General features: G+C 64.5%; 7 protein-coding genes. 3 read left to right on the forward strand and 4 right to left on the reverse strand.

The annotated features are described in order from the left end of the window. Positions 1-48 precede the first annotated feature (48 nt). A complete protein-coding gene (locus tag ACBG85_RS14360; RefSeq protein WP_372027810.1) occupies positions 49-14,334 on the forward strand; it encodes an amino acid adenylation domain-containing protein in 14,286 nt (4,761 codons plus the stop codon). A 1-nt stretch (position 14,335) separates the two neighbouring features. On the opposite strand, the gene ACBG85_RS14365 is transcribed toward ACBG85_RS14360, so the two are convergent. Further along, entirely contained in the window at positions 14,336-15,184 is an 849-nt protein-coding gene (locus tag ACBG85_RS14365) for a Ku protein (RefSeq protein ID WP_020907736.1), read from the reverse strand. Between the two features lie 140 nt (positions 15,185-15,324). Between ACBG85_RS14365 and ACBG85_RS14370 the strand changes: the two genes are divergently transcribed. After that, entirely contained in the window at positions 15,325-16,296 is a 972-nt protein-coding gene (locus ACBG85_RS14370) for an alpha/beta hydrolase family protein (protein ID WP_042445627.1), read from the forward strand. A gap of 14 nt (positions 16,297-16,310) precedes the next feature. Here ACBG85_RS14370 and ACBG85_RS14375 read toward each other — a convergent pair whose 3' ends face one another. Together ACBG85_RS14375 and ACBG85_RS14380 are read right to left on the reverse strand one after the other, a co-directional pair. Further along, complete coding sequence (locus ACBG85_RS14375) at positions 16,311-17,441, reverse strand: lycopene cyclase family protein (protein ID WP_211920187.1); 1,131 nt, start codon at positions 17,439-17,441, stop codon at positions 16,311-16,313. A gap of 10 nt (positions 17,442-17,451) precedes the next feature. Further along, positions 17,452-18,237 (reverse strand): SDR family oxidoreductase, encoded by a 786-nt coding sequence (locus ACBG85_RS14380; protein ID WP_372027811.1) that lies wholly within the window; start codon positions 18,235-18,237, stop codon positions 17,452-17,454. 129 nt (positions 18,238-18,366) lie between these two features. Between ACBG85_RS14380 and ACBG85_RS14385 the strand changes: the two genes are divergently transcribed. Then, entirely contained in the window at positions 18,367-19,998 is a 1,632-nt protein-coding gene (locus ACBG85_RS14385) for an ABC-F family ATP-binding cassette domain-containing protein (protein ID WP_003944932.1), read from the forward strand. A 60-nt stretch (positions 19,999-20,058) separates the two neighbouring features. On the opposite strand, the gene ACBG85_RS14390 is transcribed toward ACBG85_RS14385, so the two are convergent. Beyond that, on the reverse strand, positions 20,059-20,625 hold the full coding sequence (locus ACBG85_RS14390; protein ID WP_003944970.1) for a TetR/AcrR family transcriptional regulator: 567 nt from the start codon (positions 20,623-20,625) through the stop codon (positions 20,059-20,061). Between the last annotated feature and the right edge of the window lie 3 nt (positions 20,626-20,628).

The following is a 20,628-nucleotide window of genomic DNA, read 5'->3' on the forward strand; positions in this document are numbered from 1 at the left end:
CGCATATACCTGTTTGCATCATGATCAAGTTGTAAGAGGGAGATTCGTGTGGATGGCAGTCCCGACCGAGGAATCGTTTCCGCAGCTCGTCCGGACGACGAACTCACCTTCCCTCTTTCTGCCGCGCAACTTTCCCTGCTTGTCGCACAACAGCTTCGACCCGAGATTCCCGTCAGCATCGCTCAGTACGTGGACGTGGACGGCCCACTCGACATCGAGCTGCTGACCGCTGCCAGCAAACAGACCGGCCGTGAGATCGGCTCCGGATATCTGCGCCTGGTCGAGGTGGACGGGGTTGCGCGTCAGTGGCTCGATCTCGACATGGACGACTCCCTCGACGTGGTCGATCTTCGCGCCGAATCGGATCCGGAATCTGCAGCGCAGGAATGGATGCGCAGAGAGCACACTGCTGCCATCGATCCGTTCACCGATCGCCTGGTCAGGCTGGCAGTCCTGGTGCTTCGCGACGACCATTACTACTGGTACAGCCGTATTCATCATGTGGCGCTCGACGGTTTCGGCGCGATGTCGATGATGAACCGCACAGCCGAGATCTACACCGCTGTGGTGCGCGATCTGCCAGTTCCCCCAGCGGTAACTGCCCCCCTCCAATCGTTGGTGAAGGCAGAGGCCGACTATCTGGGCTCCACGCGGTGGGAGCGCGATCGCGACTACTGGAACACCAAGATGGCCGACAAACCGGGCGGAACCTCGCTCGCGTCCTCGACTGCTCCGTCGCAGGCATGGTCTCACCTACGGTCGGCGACGGTACCTACGGAACTGCGGAGCTCCCTCGAACGGCTGGCCGCCGCCCACGATGTGACGACGTCGTCAGTGGTGATCGGTGCTCTGGCGGCTTACCTCGCCCGGGCCACCGGGACCCGCGACGTGGTCCTCAGCCTGCCGGTCTCGGGGCGGACGACAAAAGCTGCTCGCAGGTCCGGCGGAATGATGTCGAACGTCGTCCCGATACGTGCGAGCGTCGATCCGCATTTCGCGGTCGGGGACTTGCTGCACGAGGTGAAGATCGAACTCACCGGCGCACTGCGTCATCAGAAATACCGCCACGAGGACCTACGACGCGACCTCAACGCCGGTGATCACAGCATCGCCGACGGACGAGGCTTCCACGGGCCGTTGATCAACCTCATGCTGTTCCATTCCGGAATCACTCTCGGGGACGCGCACGGCGAACTGAACGTGATCTCGACCGGGCCGATCGAAGACCTCTCCGTCAACGTCTATCAGACTTCCGCAGCCGAAGAGATCCAGATCGACTTCGCCGCGAATCCAGACCTGTACACCAACGAGGACATCTCGCGTCACCACCGGCGTTTCCTCGAGTTCCTCGACTTGTTCTGCGCTGCGGAATCGGGAACTCGATTGATGGATATCGACCCCGACGCCGCGGGTAAATGGATCGCCGAAGTTCAACACGCCCGCAACGTCGAGTACTGGTCTGCGACCTTGTCGAACCCCGCCGAGGAACTGGGTTTGCCGGTCGTCGCCGGATCCGGTCGAACGTCCACGCCCCTCGAGATCGAGGCAGGCCTCTGCCGGAGCCTCGAGACGATGGCGACGACGATGAACACGAGTCTGTTCGTGCTGTTCCAGTCTGCGATGGCCGGACTGCTGCGCCGCGTCGGTTCGGCCGACGAGGTGTCGATCGGCGTCTCGGTCCGAGGGTACGGCGCCTCCAATCCGGACGATTTCGTCTCGATGTTCGCCAACCAGTTGGTGCTTCGCTCGACGGTGTCGAACACCATGACGCTCACCGACCTGGTCGGTGCGGTGGACACCGTCGCAATCGAAGCTCTCGAACACGCAGACATTCTTCTGTCTTCGGTGACCGCCGCACTCGGTGACGGCCGCTGGGTCGAGACGGGCCCGTTGTTCCGGGCGATGGTCTGTTTCGAGGAGCCGCTGGATGCTCACCCGAGATTTCCGGGGCTCATGGTCGGTGCGCCTATCGGATCGGATCTGGCCACCGTGCCGGAACTGTTTGTCTCCCTGGCGATTCCGACTGGTGAGCATGCCGATTTCGATCAGCCGATCTCCGGTGTTCTGGATTGGCTCGGCACGAAGAAGCAAGCCGAGGACCTCGCCGACCGTTATCTACGAATCTTGACCGCGATGGTCGGTACTCCGCACTCGGCGCTCGGCTCAGTGGATCTACTGCGCCCGGAGGCGCGCCAGGCGCTGGTGCCGCCCGTTCTGCCGATTACCCCGGTCCGAACGCTCTCCGAGATCCTTTCCGACCGCATTCGGGCGACCCCGGAAGCGATCGCCGTTGTCGCGGGCGGCGAGCGCGTGTCGTACCGCGAACTCGATCGACGATCGAATCAGTTGGCGCGCAAGCTCGTCGATCATGGCGTGCAATCCGAGTCGTTGGTCGGAATCATGCTGCCGAAATCCGTGGACATGATCGTTGCCGCTGTCGCGGTAGTGAAGGCCGGCGGCGGATACCTCCCACTCGATCGTGCACACCCCGCCGAGCGTTTGGCATACGTGGTCGAGGATGCGCAACCGGTGTGCGTCATCTCCGATTCCACTTTCCCGAACTCCGCCTTCCCGAACTCTGACGTGGTGGTCGTCGGCGTCGAATCCGACGAATACTCCGGTGAGAGTCTGGAAACCGATGAGCGCCCGCGCGGACACGGAGCCGACAATCTGGCGTACGTGATCTACACCTCGGGGTCGACGGGCCGACCCAAAGGTGTCTCCGTCACCCACGCCACTGTGGTGCGATTGTTCGAGAACACGCACGTCGAATTCGGATTCGACGGCAACGACGTGTGGACGATGTTCCACTCGTTCGCCTTCGACTTCTCGGTCTGGGAACTGTGGGGCGCGCTGCTCCACGGCGGAACGCTGGTCCTGGTCGATCACGAGGTATCACGCGACCCTGACGCCTTCCGGGCGCTGGTCGCCGCAGAAGGCGTCACCGTGCTCAATCAGACGCCCTCGGCCTTCTACCAGTACATCGAAGCCGACCTTCGGGCCGATTCGGAGACCCGGCTCCGGTACGTGATCTTCGGTGGCGAAGCCTTGGACCTGCGTCGACTCGGGCGCTGGTACGACAATCACCCGGGGTACGAAAGTCACACGGAATCCGCGCCTGCACTCGTCAACATGTACGGCATCACCGAGACGACGGTGCACGTCACCCATCTCGAACTCGACCGGGCGAGCGCGAGTGCGCTGACCGGCAGCCGGATCGGTGACGCGATCGACGGACTTCGTGTGTACCTGCTCGACGAGCATCTCTCCCCGGTCCCGGTGGGGATCGCGGGGGAGATCTATGTCGCGGGCGGTCAACTCGCCCGTGGCTATCTGGGCCGTCCAGACCTCACCGCGGGCCGGTTCGTTGCCGATCCTTTCAATGCCGGCGGACGACGGTTGTACCGGTCCGGCGACCGCGCACGATGGATTGCGCCCGGACAACTCGAGTACCTCGGACGCGGCGACGCGCAGGTCAAGATCCGCGGATTCCGGATCGAACTCGGCGAAATCGACTCCGTCATCCTCAGCGCGCCGGGAATCGACGATGCCGTGACCGTCGTGGCTCCGACGCCGGCGGGCGGCGCACTCGTGACCTATGTGACCGCTTCCGACGTCGTGGACGCCGACGCCCTCCGAGCTCACGCCGCCGAAGCCCTCCCGACCTACATGGTTCCCGATGCCTTCATGGTCCTCGATTCGATTCCGTTGACCACCAACGGAAAACTGGACCGGCGTGCGCTGCCTTCGCCTATCCTGGCCTCCACCAAGGTCTTCCGACCCCCGACGACCCCGACCGAGGGCAAGGTTGCGGCGGTTCTGGCTGACATCCTGAGTAGTGGACCGCTCGGACTCGACGATAATTTCTTCCATCTGGGCGGAAACTCGCTGGTAGCGACGACGGCGGTAGCGCGCTTGACCGAAGCCACCGGGGTTAAAATGCCGCTGCGTGCACTCTTCGACCATCCCACGGTGTCCGGGATCGCGGCGACGATCGAGCGTGCGGCACAGACCCCGGACGCCGACGGTATTCAGGTCGTGGCCCGGCCGGCTGCACTGCCTCTCGCTCCCGCGCAGCAGCGACTGTGGTTCCTGAACCGCGTGGCACCGGAATCAGGTGCGTACAACATTCCACTGGCGGTGTCGTTGCGCGGCGCCGTCGATCCCGACGCACTCAGTGCCGCGATCGTGGACGTCGTGACACGTCACGAGTCACTACGCACCGTGTTTCCTCAGATCGGGGACAACGCGACGCAGAAGGTTCTGGGCCTGGGCGAGGGGATCGCAGGGCTCGAGTCGATCGACGTGGAACGCGGAAGCCTCGAGAGAGTGATCTTCGAATTCTCTTCGGCCGGTTTCGATCTGGTCCGCGAACGTCCGGTGCGCTACCTGCTGATCACTGTCGCCGCCGAGAAGGAAGGCGATGACGAGGAAGCTGTCCTCGTAGTGGTTCTGCACCACATGGTGGCCGACGGTTGGTCGCTCGCGCCGTTGGCTGCTGATCTCACCGGCGCCTACGCCGCCCGCGTCGGCGGCAACAGCCCGCAGTGGGCACCCCTTCCGGTGCAGTACGCCGACTACACGCTCTGGCACCGAGAACACCTCGGCGACGCGTCATCCACCGATTCACTTGCCCACTCACAGATCGCGTTCTGGAAGCAGCAGCTGGCGGGAGCGCCCGAGCAGCTCCACCTGCCGACGGACCGTCCGCGCGCACTCGACCCGACCATGCGCGGAGCCGGAGTCGACATCAGAATCGGCGCTTCCACGCATCAGAAGCTCGTTGTACTTGCCGCCGATCACGACGCCACGCCGTTCATCGCCCTGCACGCGTGCTTCGCCCTGCTTCTGGCCAGGTACAGCGGCACGGACGACATCGTCATCGGAACACCGGTGGCCGGGCGAGGGGACAGATCTCTCGATCTGCTCGTCGGCATGTTCGTCAACACTCTTGCCCTGCGGACCGTCGTCGATCGGGACGTAACGTTTGCCGCACACCTGTCACAGGTCAGGGCCGTCGACGTGGATGCCTTCGACAATGCGGACGTGCCTTTCGACGTCGTCGTGGACGCGCTCGAACTGGACCGCTCGCCCGCGCACCACCCGGTCTTTCAAGCGGCCATCACCTCGCGGATAGCCACCACCCACACAGCCGAACTGGCCGGGGTGTCGATGACGGCGCGGGCAGTCGAGACGGGGCTGACCAAGTTCGACCTCGAGCTCACCGTCACCGAACGTCACGAGGCCGGGGCCGCAGCAGGAATCGATGCCACGTTCACCTATTCCACCGACCTGTTCGACAGCGCGACCGTCGAAGCGTTGGCGCGAAACTTCGTGACACTCGTGGAATCGGCAGTGTCGGAACCGACTGCATCGGTTGGTGACCTTCGTGTACTCGGATCGCGGGAGAGTGCCTCGACGTTGCCGCGACGCGGTGTGGCTTCGGTGGGCGAATCGACGCTGGCGCAGATCCTCGGGGACACCGCGAGGACGTATCCCGACGCGATCGCCCTCGAAGACTCCGAGCGCTCACTCTCGTACGGGGAGCTGGAGCGTCGATCGAATCGGATCGCTCGATACCTCATGGACCTGGGAGTCGGCCCCGAGACACCGGTCGCACTGGCCGTCGCCCGATCGGTCGACTCCGTGCTCGCAGTCTGGTCGGTCACCAAAGCCGGTGGCGTTTTCGTCCCGGTCGATCCCCGTTATCCCGCAGATCGAGTTGCGCACATGCTCGAGGATTCGGGTGTGCGGATCGGAATTCGGTCCGCCGAGGTTGCGGCTGGTCCGGCAGCCGGTGGGAACGTCGCAGTCTGGATCGACCTCGGCGACGCGGACACGGTTGCAGAATGTGCCGCCTACTCCGACGCTGCCATCGACGACGCTGACAGAACAGCGTCGATCACTGCGGCGTCGGCTGCGTACGTCATCTACACGTCCGGCTCGACCGGAGTGCCGAAGGGCACCGTCGTCACTCACGCGGGTTTGGCCAATCTTGCTCGCGAACAACAGGATCGGTACCGGATCACCGCCGGGTCGCGAACTCTGCATTTTGCGTCACCGAGCTTCGACGGCGCCGTACTCGAGCTACTGCTCGCCGGTTCGACCGGCGCGACGATGGTGATCGCCCCTCCCGACATCTACGGAGGGGAGGCGTTGAGCGAGTTCCTCCGAAGCCGCGAGGTCACTCATGCCTTCATCACTCCGGCTGCGCTGGCGACCGTCGATCCGGCGGGCGTGACGTCACTGGAATGCGTAGTCGTCGGCGGCGACGTGTGCACGCCGGAATTGGTCTCGAGCTGGGGCAACGGGCGCAGACTGCACAACGGATACGGTCCGACCGAAACCACTGTCATGGTTGCCATCAGTGACCCACTCTCACCGGGGGAGCCGATCACCATCGGCGGTCCCATCCGCGGAATCGACGCCGTGGTGCTCGACTCTCGGCTGCAACCGGTCCCGATCGGCGGCGTCGGCGAGCTGTACATCGGTGGGCCGGGCCTTGCACGTGGTTACCACCTTCGTCCCGCGCTGACGTCGGATCGGTTTGTCGCGCATCCGTACTCGACGCCCGGTGCCCGGATGTACCGAACCGGTGACCTGGTCCGCTGGACCAAGGACCTGACCCTTCGCTACGTGGGCCGCAGCGATCATCAGCTCAAGATCCGCGGGTTCCGCATCGAACTCGGCGAGATCGACGCTGCTCTGATGGATTCCCCCCTCGTCCAGTTCGCCACGACGATTCCCGTCGAATCCGCCGCGGGTACCACTCTGGCGTCGTACGTGTTGCTGAGCGGCGACGCTGATATCGAGTCGCTGTTCGTGGGACTCGCCGACACGCTGCCGCGGTACATGATTCCGTCGTCGATCACCCCGATCGACGCCATTCCGTTGACTCCGGTCGGCAAACTCGATCGCAGAGCGTTGCCGACGCCGATACCGCGCGAAATCCTCGGAACGGGCCGTGAACCCGAGGCCGGACTCGAACGAACCGTTGCCGACGTGTTCGCTTCACTGCTCGACGTGCCCGAGGTCCGGGCCGGAGACAGCTTCTTCGATCTCGGGGGCAACTCGCTCGTCGCGACGCAGGTGTCCGCGCGGTTGAGCGCAGCGACGGGACTCACGGTGGACGTTCGCTCGATCTTCGAAGCGCCGACCGTCGAAGCGCTCGCTGCACGTCTGGCGGCGAGCGCCGAAGAATCAGACGATCGACCTGCCCTGAGCGCCGGTGCTCGCCCGTACCGCCTACCGCTCTCCGCTGCGCAACAGCGGCTGTGGTTCGTCAATCGCTTCGACCCGCAGTCCGCGGTCTACAACATTCCGTTCGCGATCCGGATCACCGGAGACATCCACGGCGATGCACTCGAGGAGGCGCTTGCGGACGTCATTGCACGCCATGAGGTGCTTCGAACGATCTACGTCGACAGCGCCGACGGCCCGAGTCAGGTCATCCGAGCAATTTCCGACGTGCAGTTCTCCGTCGAGCGCTACCGCGGATCCGAAGGTATCGAATCCGCGACGACGGAGTTCGCGGCGCGTGGGTTCGATCTCGGTTCGGATCTGCCGATTCGGGCCATGCTGGTGCGCGAGGACACTTTCGCTCACGTACTGGTCGTCGTCATCCATCACATCGCCTTCGACGGCTGGTCCCTGACTCCCTTTGCGGCAGATTTCGTCGCGGCGTACTCCGCACGCGTCTTCGGAGACGCCCCGGTTTTCACACCGCTCGACGTGCAGTACGCCGACTACGCGGTGTGGCAGCAAGACTCGCTCGGACAGGTCGGCGACCAGGAGTCTCTGGTTGCCCGCGAACTGACCTTCTGGACCACTGCCATGGCTGGTGCCCCGGACGAGGTACTGCTACCGGTCGATCGCCCACGCGGATCTGTCTCCACGACCGCCGTCGGATCGGTGCCGATCGTCATCGACGCGGCGACCGGGGAGCGTCTCGCCGCCTTGGCGAGGCGCAGTGGCTCGACGCAGTTCATGGTCGTACACGCGATCCTGGCGGTTGTTCTCGCGCGTCTCGGTGCAACCGACGACGTGGTGGTCGGCACCCCGGTGGCAGGCCGCGGGCGACCCGAGCTGGATTCCCTGATCGGGATGTTCGTCAATTCGGTACCGCTTCGCACGCCGGTCGATCACCGAGCGCCGTTCACCTCCCTGCTCGAGGTCGTCCGTGAACGCGACCTTGCCGCCTTCGCGCACCCCGAGCTGCCCTTCGAGGTGCTGGTCGACGCCCTCGATCTCGACCGGTCCACTACGCGACACCCCCTGTTTCAGGTCATGCTGTCGTACCACCAGAATGTGGTCTCGCCGCAGGTCACGGTCCACGACGCGCATCTCGAAGCGCAAGCACTCGAACCGTCCGTCGCGAAGTTCGACCTCGAGTTCACCCTGCTGGCAGGCGATTCCGAGAAGACCGAGATCACCGGGTCGCTCAGGTTCGCCGAGGCGCTCTTCGACATTGCCACCGCGGAAACGATCGCCGCGCGTGTGCAGTCGGTGGCCCGCGCCGTCGCCGCAGATCCGGACGCCGCGATCGACGACCTAGATTTCCTCAGCACCCTCGAGCGGGCGTCGCTGATGCCGGTACGAGGTCCGGCGTGGACCAGTTCGCGCACCTTGGCCGAAATATTGACGCGGACCGCCACCCGTTCAGGCGATTCGGTGGCCCTTCGATCCGGTGACACCACCGTGCTCTACCGAGGTCTCTTCGCCCGTGCATCGGCGCTTGCCCGCCGTCTGACCACGGAAGGGATCGGTGCCGAAGACATTGTGGCGATCGCGATTCCGCGCTCGATCGACTCGATCGTCGCCTTGTGGGGCGTTTCCTTGACCGGCGCCGCGTTTGTTCCGGTCGATCCGCGATACCCCGCCGATCGCATTCTGCACATGCTCACCGACTCCGGAGCCACTCGCGGAGTGACGACGGAAGCGGTGATCGAATCACTGCCCCGCCCGGTTCCGTGGATGACAATGGACGACATCCACGGCGACGGTGTCGGGCAGCCGGTTCCGGCCGCGCCGATCCGAATCGACAACCTCGCCTACATCATCTACACCTCCGGATCGACGGGAAAGCCCAAGGGCGTCAGCGTCACTCATCGTGGCCTGAGCGCGTTGGCGGCCGAGCAGACGGCGCGTTACGGCATCTCGGCGCAGTCGCGGACGCTGCACTTCTCCTCACCGAGCTTCGACGCATCCATCCTCGAACTGCTGCTCGCAGTCGGTGAAGGCGCGACGATGGTGATCGCCTCTCCCGACGTCTACGGCGGCCAGGACCTAGCCGAATTGGTCACCGATCACCAGGTGACCCACGCGTTCATCACACCGGCAGCGCTGGCCTCGGTCGATCCCAACGGGCTGGACGTCTTGCAGTCGATCGTTGTCGGTGGCGAGGCATGCCCACCCGAACTGGTCCGTAAGTGGGCACCGGGTCGCCGATTGTTCAACGGCTACGGGCCGACGGAAACCACCGTCATGGTCTGCATCAGTGATGCCTTGAGCGTGGGGGAGACCGTGACCATCGGCGGGCCCGTCCGCGGCGTGTCCGCGGTAATTCTCGACGGCTCGGCTCAGCCGGTACCCGTCGGGGTCACCGGTGAGCTCTACATCGCCGGCCTGGGACTTGCCCGCGGCTACCTCGACCAACCCGCCTTGACGGCGACGCGATTCGTGGCAGCGCCGTTCGGCCCGGCCGGCACCCGCATGTACCGGACCGGTGACTTGGTTCGGTGGACGCCGCTCGAGACGATCGAATACGTCGGACGCTCCGATCACCAGGTGAAAGTGCGCGGATTCCGCATCGAACTGGGCGAGATCGACTCCGTCCTCAGCACTTACCCCGGCGTCGAGTTCGCGGTCACCGTGGGCGTCGACGCAGCTTCCGGTGAGACGATGTTGGCGTCGTACGTAGTGCTCGGCGCCGATGCGGTCGAGATGGACGAGTTGCTGAGCCATGCGCGCCGCTCACTGCCCGCCTTCATGGTGCCGTCGGCGATCACCCCGATCGATCACGTACCGCTGACCCCCGTCGGGAAGCTCGACCGATCGGCGCTGCCGGCGCCGACACTGCGTTCGTCCGAGCGAAGTGTCGAGCCGCTGACGACCGCGACCGAACTCCAGGTTGCCGGCGTCGTGGCGGAACTGCTGGGTATCGAACAGATCAGTGCGTCGGACAGTTTCTTCGAACTCGGTGGCAACTCACTGCTCGCCACCAGACTGGCCCAGCGACTCGGCGAGTCGTTGGGCAGGCAGGTGCCTGTCCGAATGCTGTTCGAGCACGCCGAAATTCGGGAACTTGCCACCGCGCTCGACACATCCGCCGGGGCGAAGGCGCTTCCACCGATCACCGCCGTAGACCGCCCCGAGCGAATTCCGCTGTCCTACGCGCAAGCACGCATCTGGTTCCTCAACCAGATGGATCCCGGCTCACCCGCGTACAACGTCCCTGCTGCGATCTCCCTCGACGGTGCACTCGACGTGCCGGCCCTCGAAGCTGCGGTCCTCGACGTGATCGAAAGGCACGAAATCCTGCGCACGGTGTTCCCCGACTCCGGCACCGGTCCACACCAGGTGATCCAGGATGCATTCACCTCGCTCGAGTACGGAAATGCGGACACCCGTGAACCGGCAGTGCTCGCCAGAGAATTCGCGTCGCGTGGATTCGACATCACGACCCAAGCTCCCGTTCGCGCGCTCCTGCTCGAATCGACGCCGCAGCACCACACACTTGTCATCGTGATCCACCACATCGCGGCGGACGGATGGTCGATCGCGCCGTTGATGAAGGACGTGCTCACCGCCTACGTCGCGAGAAGTTCGGGACACGCTCCCGAGTTCACCCCGCTCGAAGTGCACTACGCGGACTTCGCCATCTGGCAGCGGGAAGCGCTGGGCTCGGTGGACGAATCCGAGAGCGTGCTAGGGGCACAGGCGTCGTACTGGCGGGAGACGTTGCGGGGAGCACCTGAATTGATCGACCTTCCGAGCGATCGAGCGCGTCCGCTCACCCAGTCGTTGAGCGGTGCCCACACCGCGGTCTCGCTTCCGGCGCACACCCGGATCGCGGTCGAGGCGGTTGCCGGAGCCAATGCGGCGACGCCGTTCATGGTGTTGCACGCTGCCTATGCCGTCCTGCTGTCCAGGCTGAGTCGAAGCACGGACATCGTGATCGGATCTCCGGTCGCCGGGCGAGGACACCGAGTTCTCGACGACCTCGTGGGAATGTTCGTGGGCACGGTCGGACTGCGCACGACGGTCGACCCCGGGTCGACGTTCGTCGACGTTCTGCGTACTGTCCGCTCCGTCGATCTCGACGCCTTCGCCCACGCGGATATTCCGTTCGAGCAGGTCGTGGACGTGGTGGCGCCGACCCGGACCACCGACCGTCATCCGGTGTTCCAGACGATGATCTCGTTCCACGGCGCCCACCCGACGACGTGGGACCTGCCTGGACTTGCCGTTCGTGCCCACGAGATCACACCGGACATCGCCAAGTACGACCTGCAGTTCACCGTTGTCGAACAGACCGCGGAGGAAGGCGGCGGCTACGAGGCCTCCCTCACCTACGCGAAGGATCTCTTCGACACCGATACGGCGGAGTCGTTTGCAGTGATGCTGGAAACGATCGTCGAGACACTGACTGCCCAGCCCTCCGCCGTCGTCGGTGACGTGGATCTTGCGGGACGTCGCCTGCGTGCGTTGCCCGGACGTCCGGCCGGCGATGCTTTGACCCTGCCGGAGTTGCTGCTTCGCGGCGCTGCCGATCCGCACGCCCCGGCAATCGTCGACGTCGCCACATCCGTCACGCTCACGTACGGCGAACTCGACCGACGCTCCGACGCTATGGCGTTTGCGTTGATCGCTCGCGGAATAGCGCCGGAAATGATTGTGGCACTGGCGCTTCCGAGGTCGGCCGACTATGTGATCGCGCTCTGGGCCGTAGCGAAAGCCGGCGGAGTGTTTCTTCCCGTGGATCCGGCGTACCCCGCCGAGCGGATCGAGCACATGCTCACCGACAGTGGAGCGGTACTCGGTATCACCAGGGGCGAGTATGCGGCCGACCTTCCGGGCGTCACATCGTGGATCGAGTTGGATGCGATCGAATTCACCACCGAAATCGAGGCAGTCCATTCCGAGACACTGCCGGACGCGCCACTCGAGTTCGACAACCCGGCCTACTTGATCTACACCTCGGGCTCGACAGGAAAACCCAAGGGCGTGTTGGTCACTCACGCGGGACTGGCAGCGTTTGCCGACGAACAGCGGGAGCGTTTCGGCGTCACCGCGCACTCTCGCGCTCTGAGCTTCGCCTCGACGAGCTTCGACGCGTCGGTTCTCGAGCTCCTTCTGGCTTTCGGCGCCGGCGCAACGATGGTGATAGCGCCGCCGACAGTTCTCGGCGGTGTCGAATTGCACGAACTGCTCGACGAGCAGACGATCACCCATGCTTTCGTGACTCCAGCCGCCTTGGCGACTGTCGATCCCGCCGGGCTCGACCATCTCGAAGCCGTCGTCGTCGGCGGCGACGCCTGTTCCGCCGACCTCGTATCTCGGTGGGCACCGGGGCGCCGAATGTTCAACGCGTACGGCCCGACCGAGGCCACCGTCGCAGTCACCATCAGTGATTCGCTGGTCGCGGGGGAGCCCGTGACGATCGGCGGCCCGATCCGCGGCGTGGACGCGATGATTCTCGATTCCCGACTGCACTCGGTTCCCGGCCAGGTCGTCGGTGAGCTCTACGTCAGCGGCGACGGTCTCGCCCGCGGGTACCTCGGCAACCCCGCACTCACAGCCGCGCGCTTCGTCGCCGACCCGCATGGACCCGAAGGCGCTCGGATGTACCGCACAGGGGATCTTGTGCGCGAAGATCGCTCAGGGGCACTGATCTACCTCGGACGCGCAGACCACCAGGTCAAGATCCGAGGGTTCCGAATCGAACTCGGAGAAATCGACGCGGTGCTGGCAGCGGAAGCGTCCGTGCATTCGGCTGTCAGCGTCGTCGTCGGGGAGGGCGTCGACGCTCGGATCGTCGCGTACGTCGTCCCGGCACATGCGGACTTCGACGCCGCCGCGCTGCGCCGTCACGCAGGTATATCGCTGCCTGCGCACATGATCCCGTCCGCTGTTGTCGTGATCGGCGCAGTCCCGACCACACCGGCGGGCAAGCTCGATCGCAGCGCTCTGCCTGCTCCCAACTGGGAGTCGCCGAGTGGACGCAGTCCGGAAGGCAGCGACGAGATCGCGATCTGCGCTGCTTTCGCAGAGGTACTCGATCTGGCCGACGTAGACACGTACGCCGATTCGAGTTTCTTCGAACTCGGCGGCAACTCACTCATGGCAACGCGTTTGGTCGCTGCCATCAAAGAACGCACCAGCATGACCGTCCCCGTCGCGTGGATATTCTCCGACCCGACTCCGGAGGCATTGGCGCGCAGACTCTTCGAACTCGAGGCAACAGTTGTGACAAGTGACGCGGATACCTCCGCACTTGCGGTAGTCCTGCCACTACGTCCGGAAGGCCGCGCCGAGCCACTGTTCTGCATCCATCCGGCCATCGGATTGGCCTGGTGCTACGGAGCGCTCGATCGCTACGTCGACTCCAGCCGGCCGCTCTACGGCCTGCAGTCGCCGGTCCTGACGGACTCCGAATTTCGGGCGGAGCTGATCGAGGACTTCGCGGCGCGGTACGTCGAGGAAATTCGCGGAGTTCAGCCGCACGGTCCGTATCACCTGCTGGGGTGGTCGATCGGCGGATTGATCGCTCACGCGGCGGCGGTGCAGTTGCAAGCCGCGGGTGAGAGCGTCGCCGACCTGATTCTGCTCGACAGCTTCGTTCTCGAAGACCCGACGATGGCGGGCGCGCAGCCTTCTCTCGCCGAACTGATCGGCGGGTTGGGGATCTCGGTCCCGGACACCGGCGAGCGTGATCTGACACCCGAGGACGCCGAAGCACTCTTGCGCGAAGCCATCGGCGATCACCCCTTGGTCTCGAGCGATCGAATCGAGCGACTGTTCGAGGAATACTCCGCAGGCGCCGAACTGGCTCACCGATACCGCCCGGGCAAGTTCGTGGGCGATCTGCTGTTCTTCTCGGCACACGCCGACACCTTCGACCCGCTGCGAACCGCGTCGGCGTGGCGACCGTTCGTCTCCGGGGTGATCATCGACCGTCCGGTGCCCACGTCACACGCCGAAATGTTCACCGAGGCAGGTCTGGAGGCGATCGGACCCGTGATCAACCTTGCGGTCGGAACGGGTCGTCACGCGGCCCCGGACGTCGACGCAGAGTTGGACGCTCTGATCGAGGTCCAAGACGTGCGCGGCTGACTCAGGCTCGTTTCTTCCTCGGTGTGGTCGACTTCGACGAGCCGGCCTTGGAGGCGTTCGACTTCGCTTCGTCCACACTGCGCTGCAGTGCGGCAACCAGGTCGACCACCTCCGCATCGGTGCCCTCTTGGTCGACCTCGGCGGCGGGGATGACCTTCTTGCCGCCGTTCTCGATCATCTCGTCGAGCAACTGCCGCAGTTGGAGCTGGTAGTCGTCGGTGAACTCGGTCGGATCGAAATCGCCCGCCATGCTCTCGACGAGCGTCTGCGCCATCTTCAGTTCCTTGGCCTTCGGCTTCTCCACGTCGTCGAGCGAAGGGAACTCTGCTGCGCGAACTTCGTCGGGCCACAGCAACGTCTGGATCACCAGGACGCCGTCGCGAGCGCGCATCGCGGCGAGGCGCGTCTTCTGTCGCAGAGTGAAATGCACCAGTGCTGTTCGATCACTCTCGGTGAGTACAGTCGAAAGCAGGACGTATGCCTTCGGCGACGCCGAATCCGGTTCGAGGAAGTAACTCTTCTCGAACAAGATCGGATCGATCTGATCGTTCGGCACGAATTCCAGCACCGGAATCTCGTGCTTCTCCGCGGCCGGGAGTTTGTTGAAGTCCTCGTCGCTCAAGATGACGCGCGATCCGTCTTCCGAGTCGTACGCCTTGTCGATGTCAGCGAACTGAACCGTGTTTCCGCACTCGGAACACACACGGTTGTACTTGATGCGGCCACCGTCTTTTGCATGGACCTGGTGAAATCGGATGTCGTGGTCCTCGGTCGCCGAGTACACCTTGACCGGGACGTTGACCAGACCGAAGGCTATCGAGCCTTTCCAAATCGAGCGCATGCCTCCCATGATGGTCGCCGCCGGCCGTTTGCGCGAGGCAAACGATCACGGTTGATCCCGAACCGTTGCGTGTGGATGGGTCGGTTCGGGGCGTATCGAGCGGGTATCCGCTTCGAGAACCCGACTCGCACACCTGGGGGGACGCTCCGATGAGAATCCGAACCTACCGTCGACGCGTCACCGCGGCGCTGGCGATTTCACTGGTTCCACTGCTGTTTGCGCCTTTGCCCGCGAACGCAGATCCGGCACGCACCGTAACCATCAGCGTCCACTCCGATGCGATGGGCCGCGACATTCCACTCGAGGTGATCCTCCCCGCCGACACGAGCGCCCCACGGCCCACGTTGTATCTGCTCAACGGCGCCGGTGGTGGCGAGGACAGTGCAACGTGGGAAGGACGGACCGATGTCCTGGATTTCTTCGCCGACAAGAACGTCAACGTCGTGACGCCGCTGGAAGGTGCGTTCAGCTACTACACCGACTGGCAGAAAGACGATCCCGTACTCGGGCGCAACAAGTGGCAGACGTTCCTCACTCGCGAACTGCCACCCGTCATCGATGCGCAGTTCGGTACCAACGGGGTCAACTCCATCGCGGCGATTTCGATGACGGCGACGTCGGTACTCAATCTCGCGATCTCGGCACCAGGGCTTTATCGGAGTGTCGGGGCCTACAGCGGGTGCGCGGAGACTTCCACCCAGCCGGGTCAGGACTATGTGCGGTTGGTGGTCGGCGCGCGGGGTGGCGCTGATCCGACAAACATGTGGGGACCGTTCGACGGTCCGGGGTGGCGCGAGAACGATCCGGTCGTGAACGCGGAGAAGTTGCGGGGGACCGCACTGTACGTTTCCACCGGATCCGGGCTGCCAGGTCCGCACGACAACCTTCAGGCACCCGATGTGAACGGAAATCCCGGAGCCCTCCTTAATCAGATCGTCGTCGGCGGCATCATCGAATCCGCGGTCAACGGGTGCACGCACGGCTTGGCGGACCGACTGAACGCACTGGGCATCCCCGCGACCTTCGACTTCAAGCCGACCGGAACCCACTCGTGGGGCTACTGGCAGGACGACCTACACAATTCCTGGCCGATGATCGCCGGCTCGATGGGAGCGCAGTAGTCGGTCCGGAGTGCTCACCTCAGAAACGGCGCGCGCATCAACGTCTTTCGGACGTGCCACGGTGACGATCGGAACAGGGTTGCCATCACCTTCGCCGTCGCGGACGCGTCCCGCCGATCGGACAGGTAGGACCGCTGAGCCTCGACCGGTAGATCGAAGAACGTGTCGAAGAATGTCGCGACCTCTCTCGAGCCGAGGGTGAGAAGTGCGTTCAGGCCAACGCGGCGAAGGGCAGACACCGCCTTGGCCGACCGCGGCCAGAGCGCCGCGTTGGGATCTCCACCGTCGGCGATTGCTTTGGCGACAGCGTCTGCCTCGGCGAGTGACGAGGCAACGCTGTATCCGGTTCCCGGATGCATCAGACCGCCTCGCCCGCCGAAACGGAGGACACCGTCGGGGAACGACTCCTTCGGGCCTTCGACTGCAAAACGGACCCGCTCGACCGGTGCGTCGTCGGGGACTTCGCAGCCCCGATTGCGAAGCCGGGTGCGCAGACGCGCTTCGAGTTCGCGGAGCCCCAACGCCGGCCGGCCGACGAGGCAGGTCTCCTCGAGGAGAACTCGCTCGTCATCGAGTGGGACCGCATAGAGAAACGACGGAGTGTCGGCGTCGGAGGCGCCGTTGTCTGTTCGCCAGTCCATGAACCAGGCTTCGCCACCACCCAGAATCGGATCGGCGAGAGCGCGGTCGACGATCACTCCGAAGGCGGTCTGCTGGGCGGTTGTCACCGTCAGTTCGGTACCCCGGGCGTCGATGACGACGGAACCTGTCAGCTGCGATCCGTCCACGCACAGGACGGCGGTCGGTGACAGTGTTTGAGCGCGCAAGGCTCTGAACTGTACGGATGTGCCTGAGAGAAATGATTGCAGTAAAGATGTATTCAATACGCAATATGTGCGATCAAGCGTTTTCTGTCTGCGGGTCCACACGCTCGGGCGTTCGATCCGGCTTGCGATCACATCGACCGGCAGCCACGACGGCAGCTCGTCAGCCCACGCCGAATAGGTCGGCGTCCACACCCGATGGGGATGCGGATCGACAACGACGACGGTGAGTTGCCGGGCGATACAGCGGGTGGCGAGTGCCCGCCCGGCCGGGCCGCCACCGACGATCACCACGTCGGCGGAGGAGTTGTCTGTGCTCACGACCGGCGCACTACATCGATCCCGTTGCGAGCAGACCGCCGTCGACCCGGACCGTTTCGCCCGTGATCCACGCCGCCGCGTCGGAGACGAGGAAGCCGACCAGGCCGGCAACGTCCTCGGGGGTGCCGAGCCGCTTCATCGGGTAGCCCGCCGACGCCTTGTCCTCGCCGGCAGCGACCAGGGCCGCCGCGAACTGCGTCTTGACGATCCCGGGAGCTACGGCGTTGACACGAATCCTCGGTCCCAGTTGCCAGGCCAGTTCTTCCGTCAGGCGGATGAGCGCAGCCTTCGACGCGCCGTACGCCGCGATGACGCCCGTCGACCGGATCCCGGCCACACTTGCCAGGTTCACGACGGCTCCACCGTGTTCGCCCATCCATGCCCGATGTGCTTGTTGGACGTAACCGAGGGCGGCAACCACATTCACGTCGAAGATCTTGCGCACGGCGTCGAGGTCCGCTTCCATGAGCGCACCGAAGACGGGGTTGATTCCGGTGTTGTTGACCAGAATGTCGAGTGAACCGAATTCGGACACGGCGCGGTCGACGGCACCGGAGCGGGCTTCGGCATCGGCTGCGTTGCCCGCGAATGCGACGACCTTTCCGCCGTGCCCCAGAGCGGACAGCTCGGATGCGGCGGCCTCGAGGGGCTCCGGCTTGCGGGCTGTGATCAAGACGTCGGCACCGCGAGCGAGGAGTTCGGCGGCGACAGCTTTGCCGATTCCGCGACTTGCGCCGGTGACGATGGCGGCACGGCCTTCGAGGTCGCGAGGACGAGTGCTGTTTACGCTAGTCATGTCCCGAACGTTAGCGGACTCACACGCTGCTGGTCGGAACGACCGTCAGGTCACGGTAAAATCGATAGTTCTTGTGTCTGTAGTCAGGCATTGTTTACCCGTATTCGTCGTTTTTCCTGAGGAGTTTGCTTGATTACCGCCACTGACCTCGAAGTTCGTGCCGGTGTCCGCACCCTTCTCACGGCTCCCGGGCCTTCGTTGCGCATCCAGCCGGGCGACCGGATCGGACTCGTCGGACGTAACGGAGCCGGAAAGACGACCACACTGCGCATCCTCGCCGGCGAAGGTGAGGCATATGCGGGAAGCGTCGTACGTACCGGTGAACTCGGATACCTCCCGCAGGACCCCAAAGAGGGCGACCTGAGCGTCCTCGCCAAGGACCGGGTTCTCTCCGCACGTGGCCTCGACACGATGCTCCGCGAGATGGAGAAGCAGCAGATTCTGATGGGCGAGGTGCTCGATCAGGAATCGCAGGACCGCGCGGTCAAGAAGTACGGTCAGCTCGAGGATCGGTTCTCGGCCCTCGGCGGATACGAAGCCGAGAGTGAAGCTGCACGCATCACCAGCAGCCTCGGTCTCGAAGACCGCATTCTCGGGCAGCCGCTCAGCACGCTGTCCGGCGGTCAGCGTCGTCGCGTCGAATTGGCGCGCATCCTCTTCGCCGCCTCCGACGGCAGCGGTGCCCGCTCGGACACGACTCTGCTGCTCGACGAGCCCACCAACCACCTCGACGCCGACTCCATCACCTGGCTGCGTGGCTTCCTCCAGAACCACGAGGGTGGACTGGTGGTCATCAGCCACGACGTCGACCTGCTCAACGACGTCGTCAACCGCGTGTGGTTCCTCGACGCCGTCCGCGGTGAGGCCGACGTCTACAACATGAACTGGAAGAAGTACCTCGACGCTCGTGCCACGGACGAGCAGCGTCGTCGCCGCGAGCGCGCCAATGCCGAGAAGAAGGCCGGTGCGCTGCGGATTCAGGCCGCCAAGATGGGCGCAAAGGCAACCAAGGCCGTCGCGGCTCAGAACATGGCCAAGCGAGCCGACAAATTGATGGCGAACCTCGATGCCGAACGTGTCTCGGACAAGGTTGCGCGGATTCGTTTCCCCGAACCCGCCGCTTGTGGCAAGACTCCTCTGATGGGCAAGAACCTCACCAAGGTGTACGGCTCGCTCGAGATCTTCACCGGTGTCGATCTCGCGATCGATCGTGGGTCTCGTGTGGTGATCCTCGGACTCAACGGTGCAGGTAAGACCACACTGCTCCGCATCCTCGCGGGCGCGGAGAAAGCGGACGCTGGTGAGCTGATCGCCGGTCACGGACTCAAGGTCGGCTACTTCGCTCAGGAGCACGACACCCTCGACGACGACGCGTCCGTGTGGGAGAACATCCGCCACGCCGCGCCGGACACAGGGGAGCAGGAACTGCGTTCGCTGCTCGGTGCCTTCATGTTCACCGGCCCGCAGCTCGAACAGCCGGCCGGAACGCTCTCGGGTGGTGAGAAGACGCGTTTGGCTCTGGCCGGTCTGGTGTCGTCCGCTGCCAACGTTCTGCTTCTCGACGAGCCCACCAACAACCTGGACCCGATCTCACGCGAGCAGGTGCTCGACGCGCTCCGCAGCTACACCGGTGCCGTCGTCCTGGTCACCCACGATCCGGGCGCTGCCGAGGCCCTCAACCCCGAGCGAGTCATCCTCCTGCCCGACGGCAACGAGGACCACTGGTCGCAGGAGTACCTCGAGCTGATCCAGCTCGCCTAACCCCCTGTGCGCCTTTTTGGTAGTGGGAACTCCCAAAAAGGCGCACAGGGGCGAAGCCCCTCAATCTCTCCGCCGCACCGATTCCTCGACCAGATCGAGAACCGCTGACAGGTTGTCGACGCCGTGGCCGGAGGCGATTCTCGCGACCAGGCCGTCCATCACCAGATCCAGATACCCGATCAGAATTTCGGTGGGGACGTCGTCACGGAGTCTGCCTGCCGATTTCTGTCTGGCGAGACGCGCACTGGTCGCTTCCGTCAGTTCTACGGAGCGCTGCGACCACTTCTCGCGGAAATCGGCGTCGTTGCGCAGTCGACGCGCTATCTCCAGTCGCGTTCCCAGCCAATCGAATTGGTCGGGCTGCGCGAGCATGTCCCGCATGACCTGGACGAGGCCCTCTTCGGCGACGACATCTGCCATCCGGCTCGCATCCTCGCTTGCGAGAGCGAGGAACAGGCCGTCCTTGTCCTTGAAGTGATGGAAGATCGCTCCGCGGGACAAACCGGTGACTTCTTCGAGACGGCGAACTGTGGCGCCGTCGTAGCCGTATTCCGCAAAGCAGCGGCGGGCGCCGTCAAGGATCTGACTGCGCCGTGCCGCGAGATGGTCTTCACTGACCTTGGGCACGGG

The sequence above is a fragment of the Rhodococcus sp. NyZ502 genome, assembly GCF_041464245.1.
In the GTDB taxonomy this organism is placed as follows: Bacteria; Actinomycetota; Actinomycetes; order Mycobacteriales; family Mycobacteriaceae; genus Rhodococcus_F; species Rhodococcus_F qingshengii.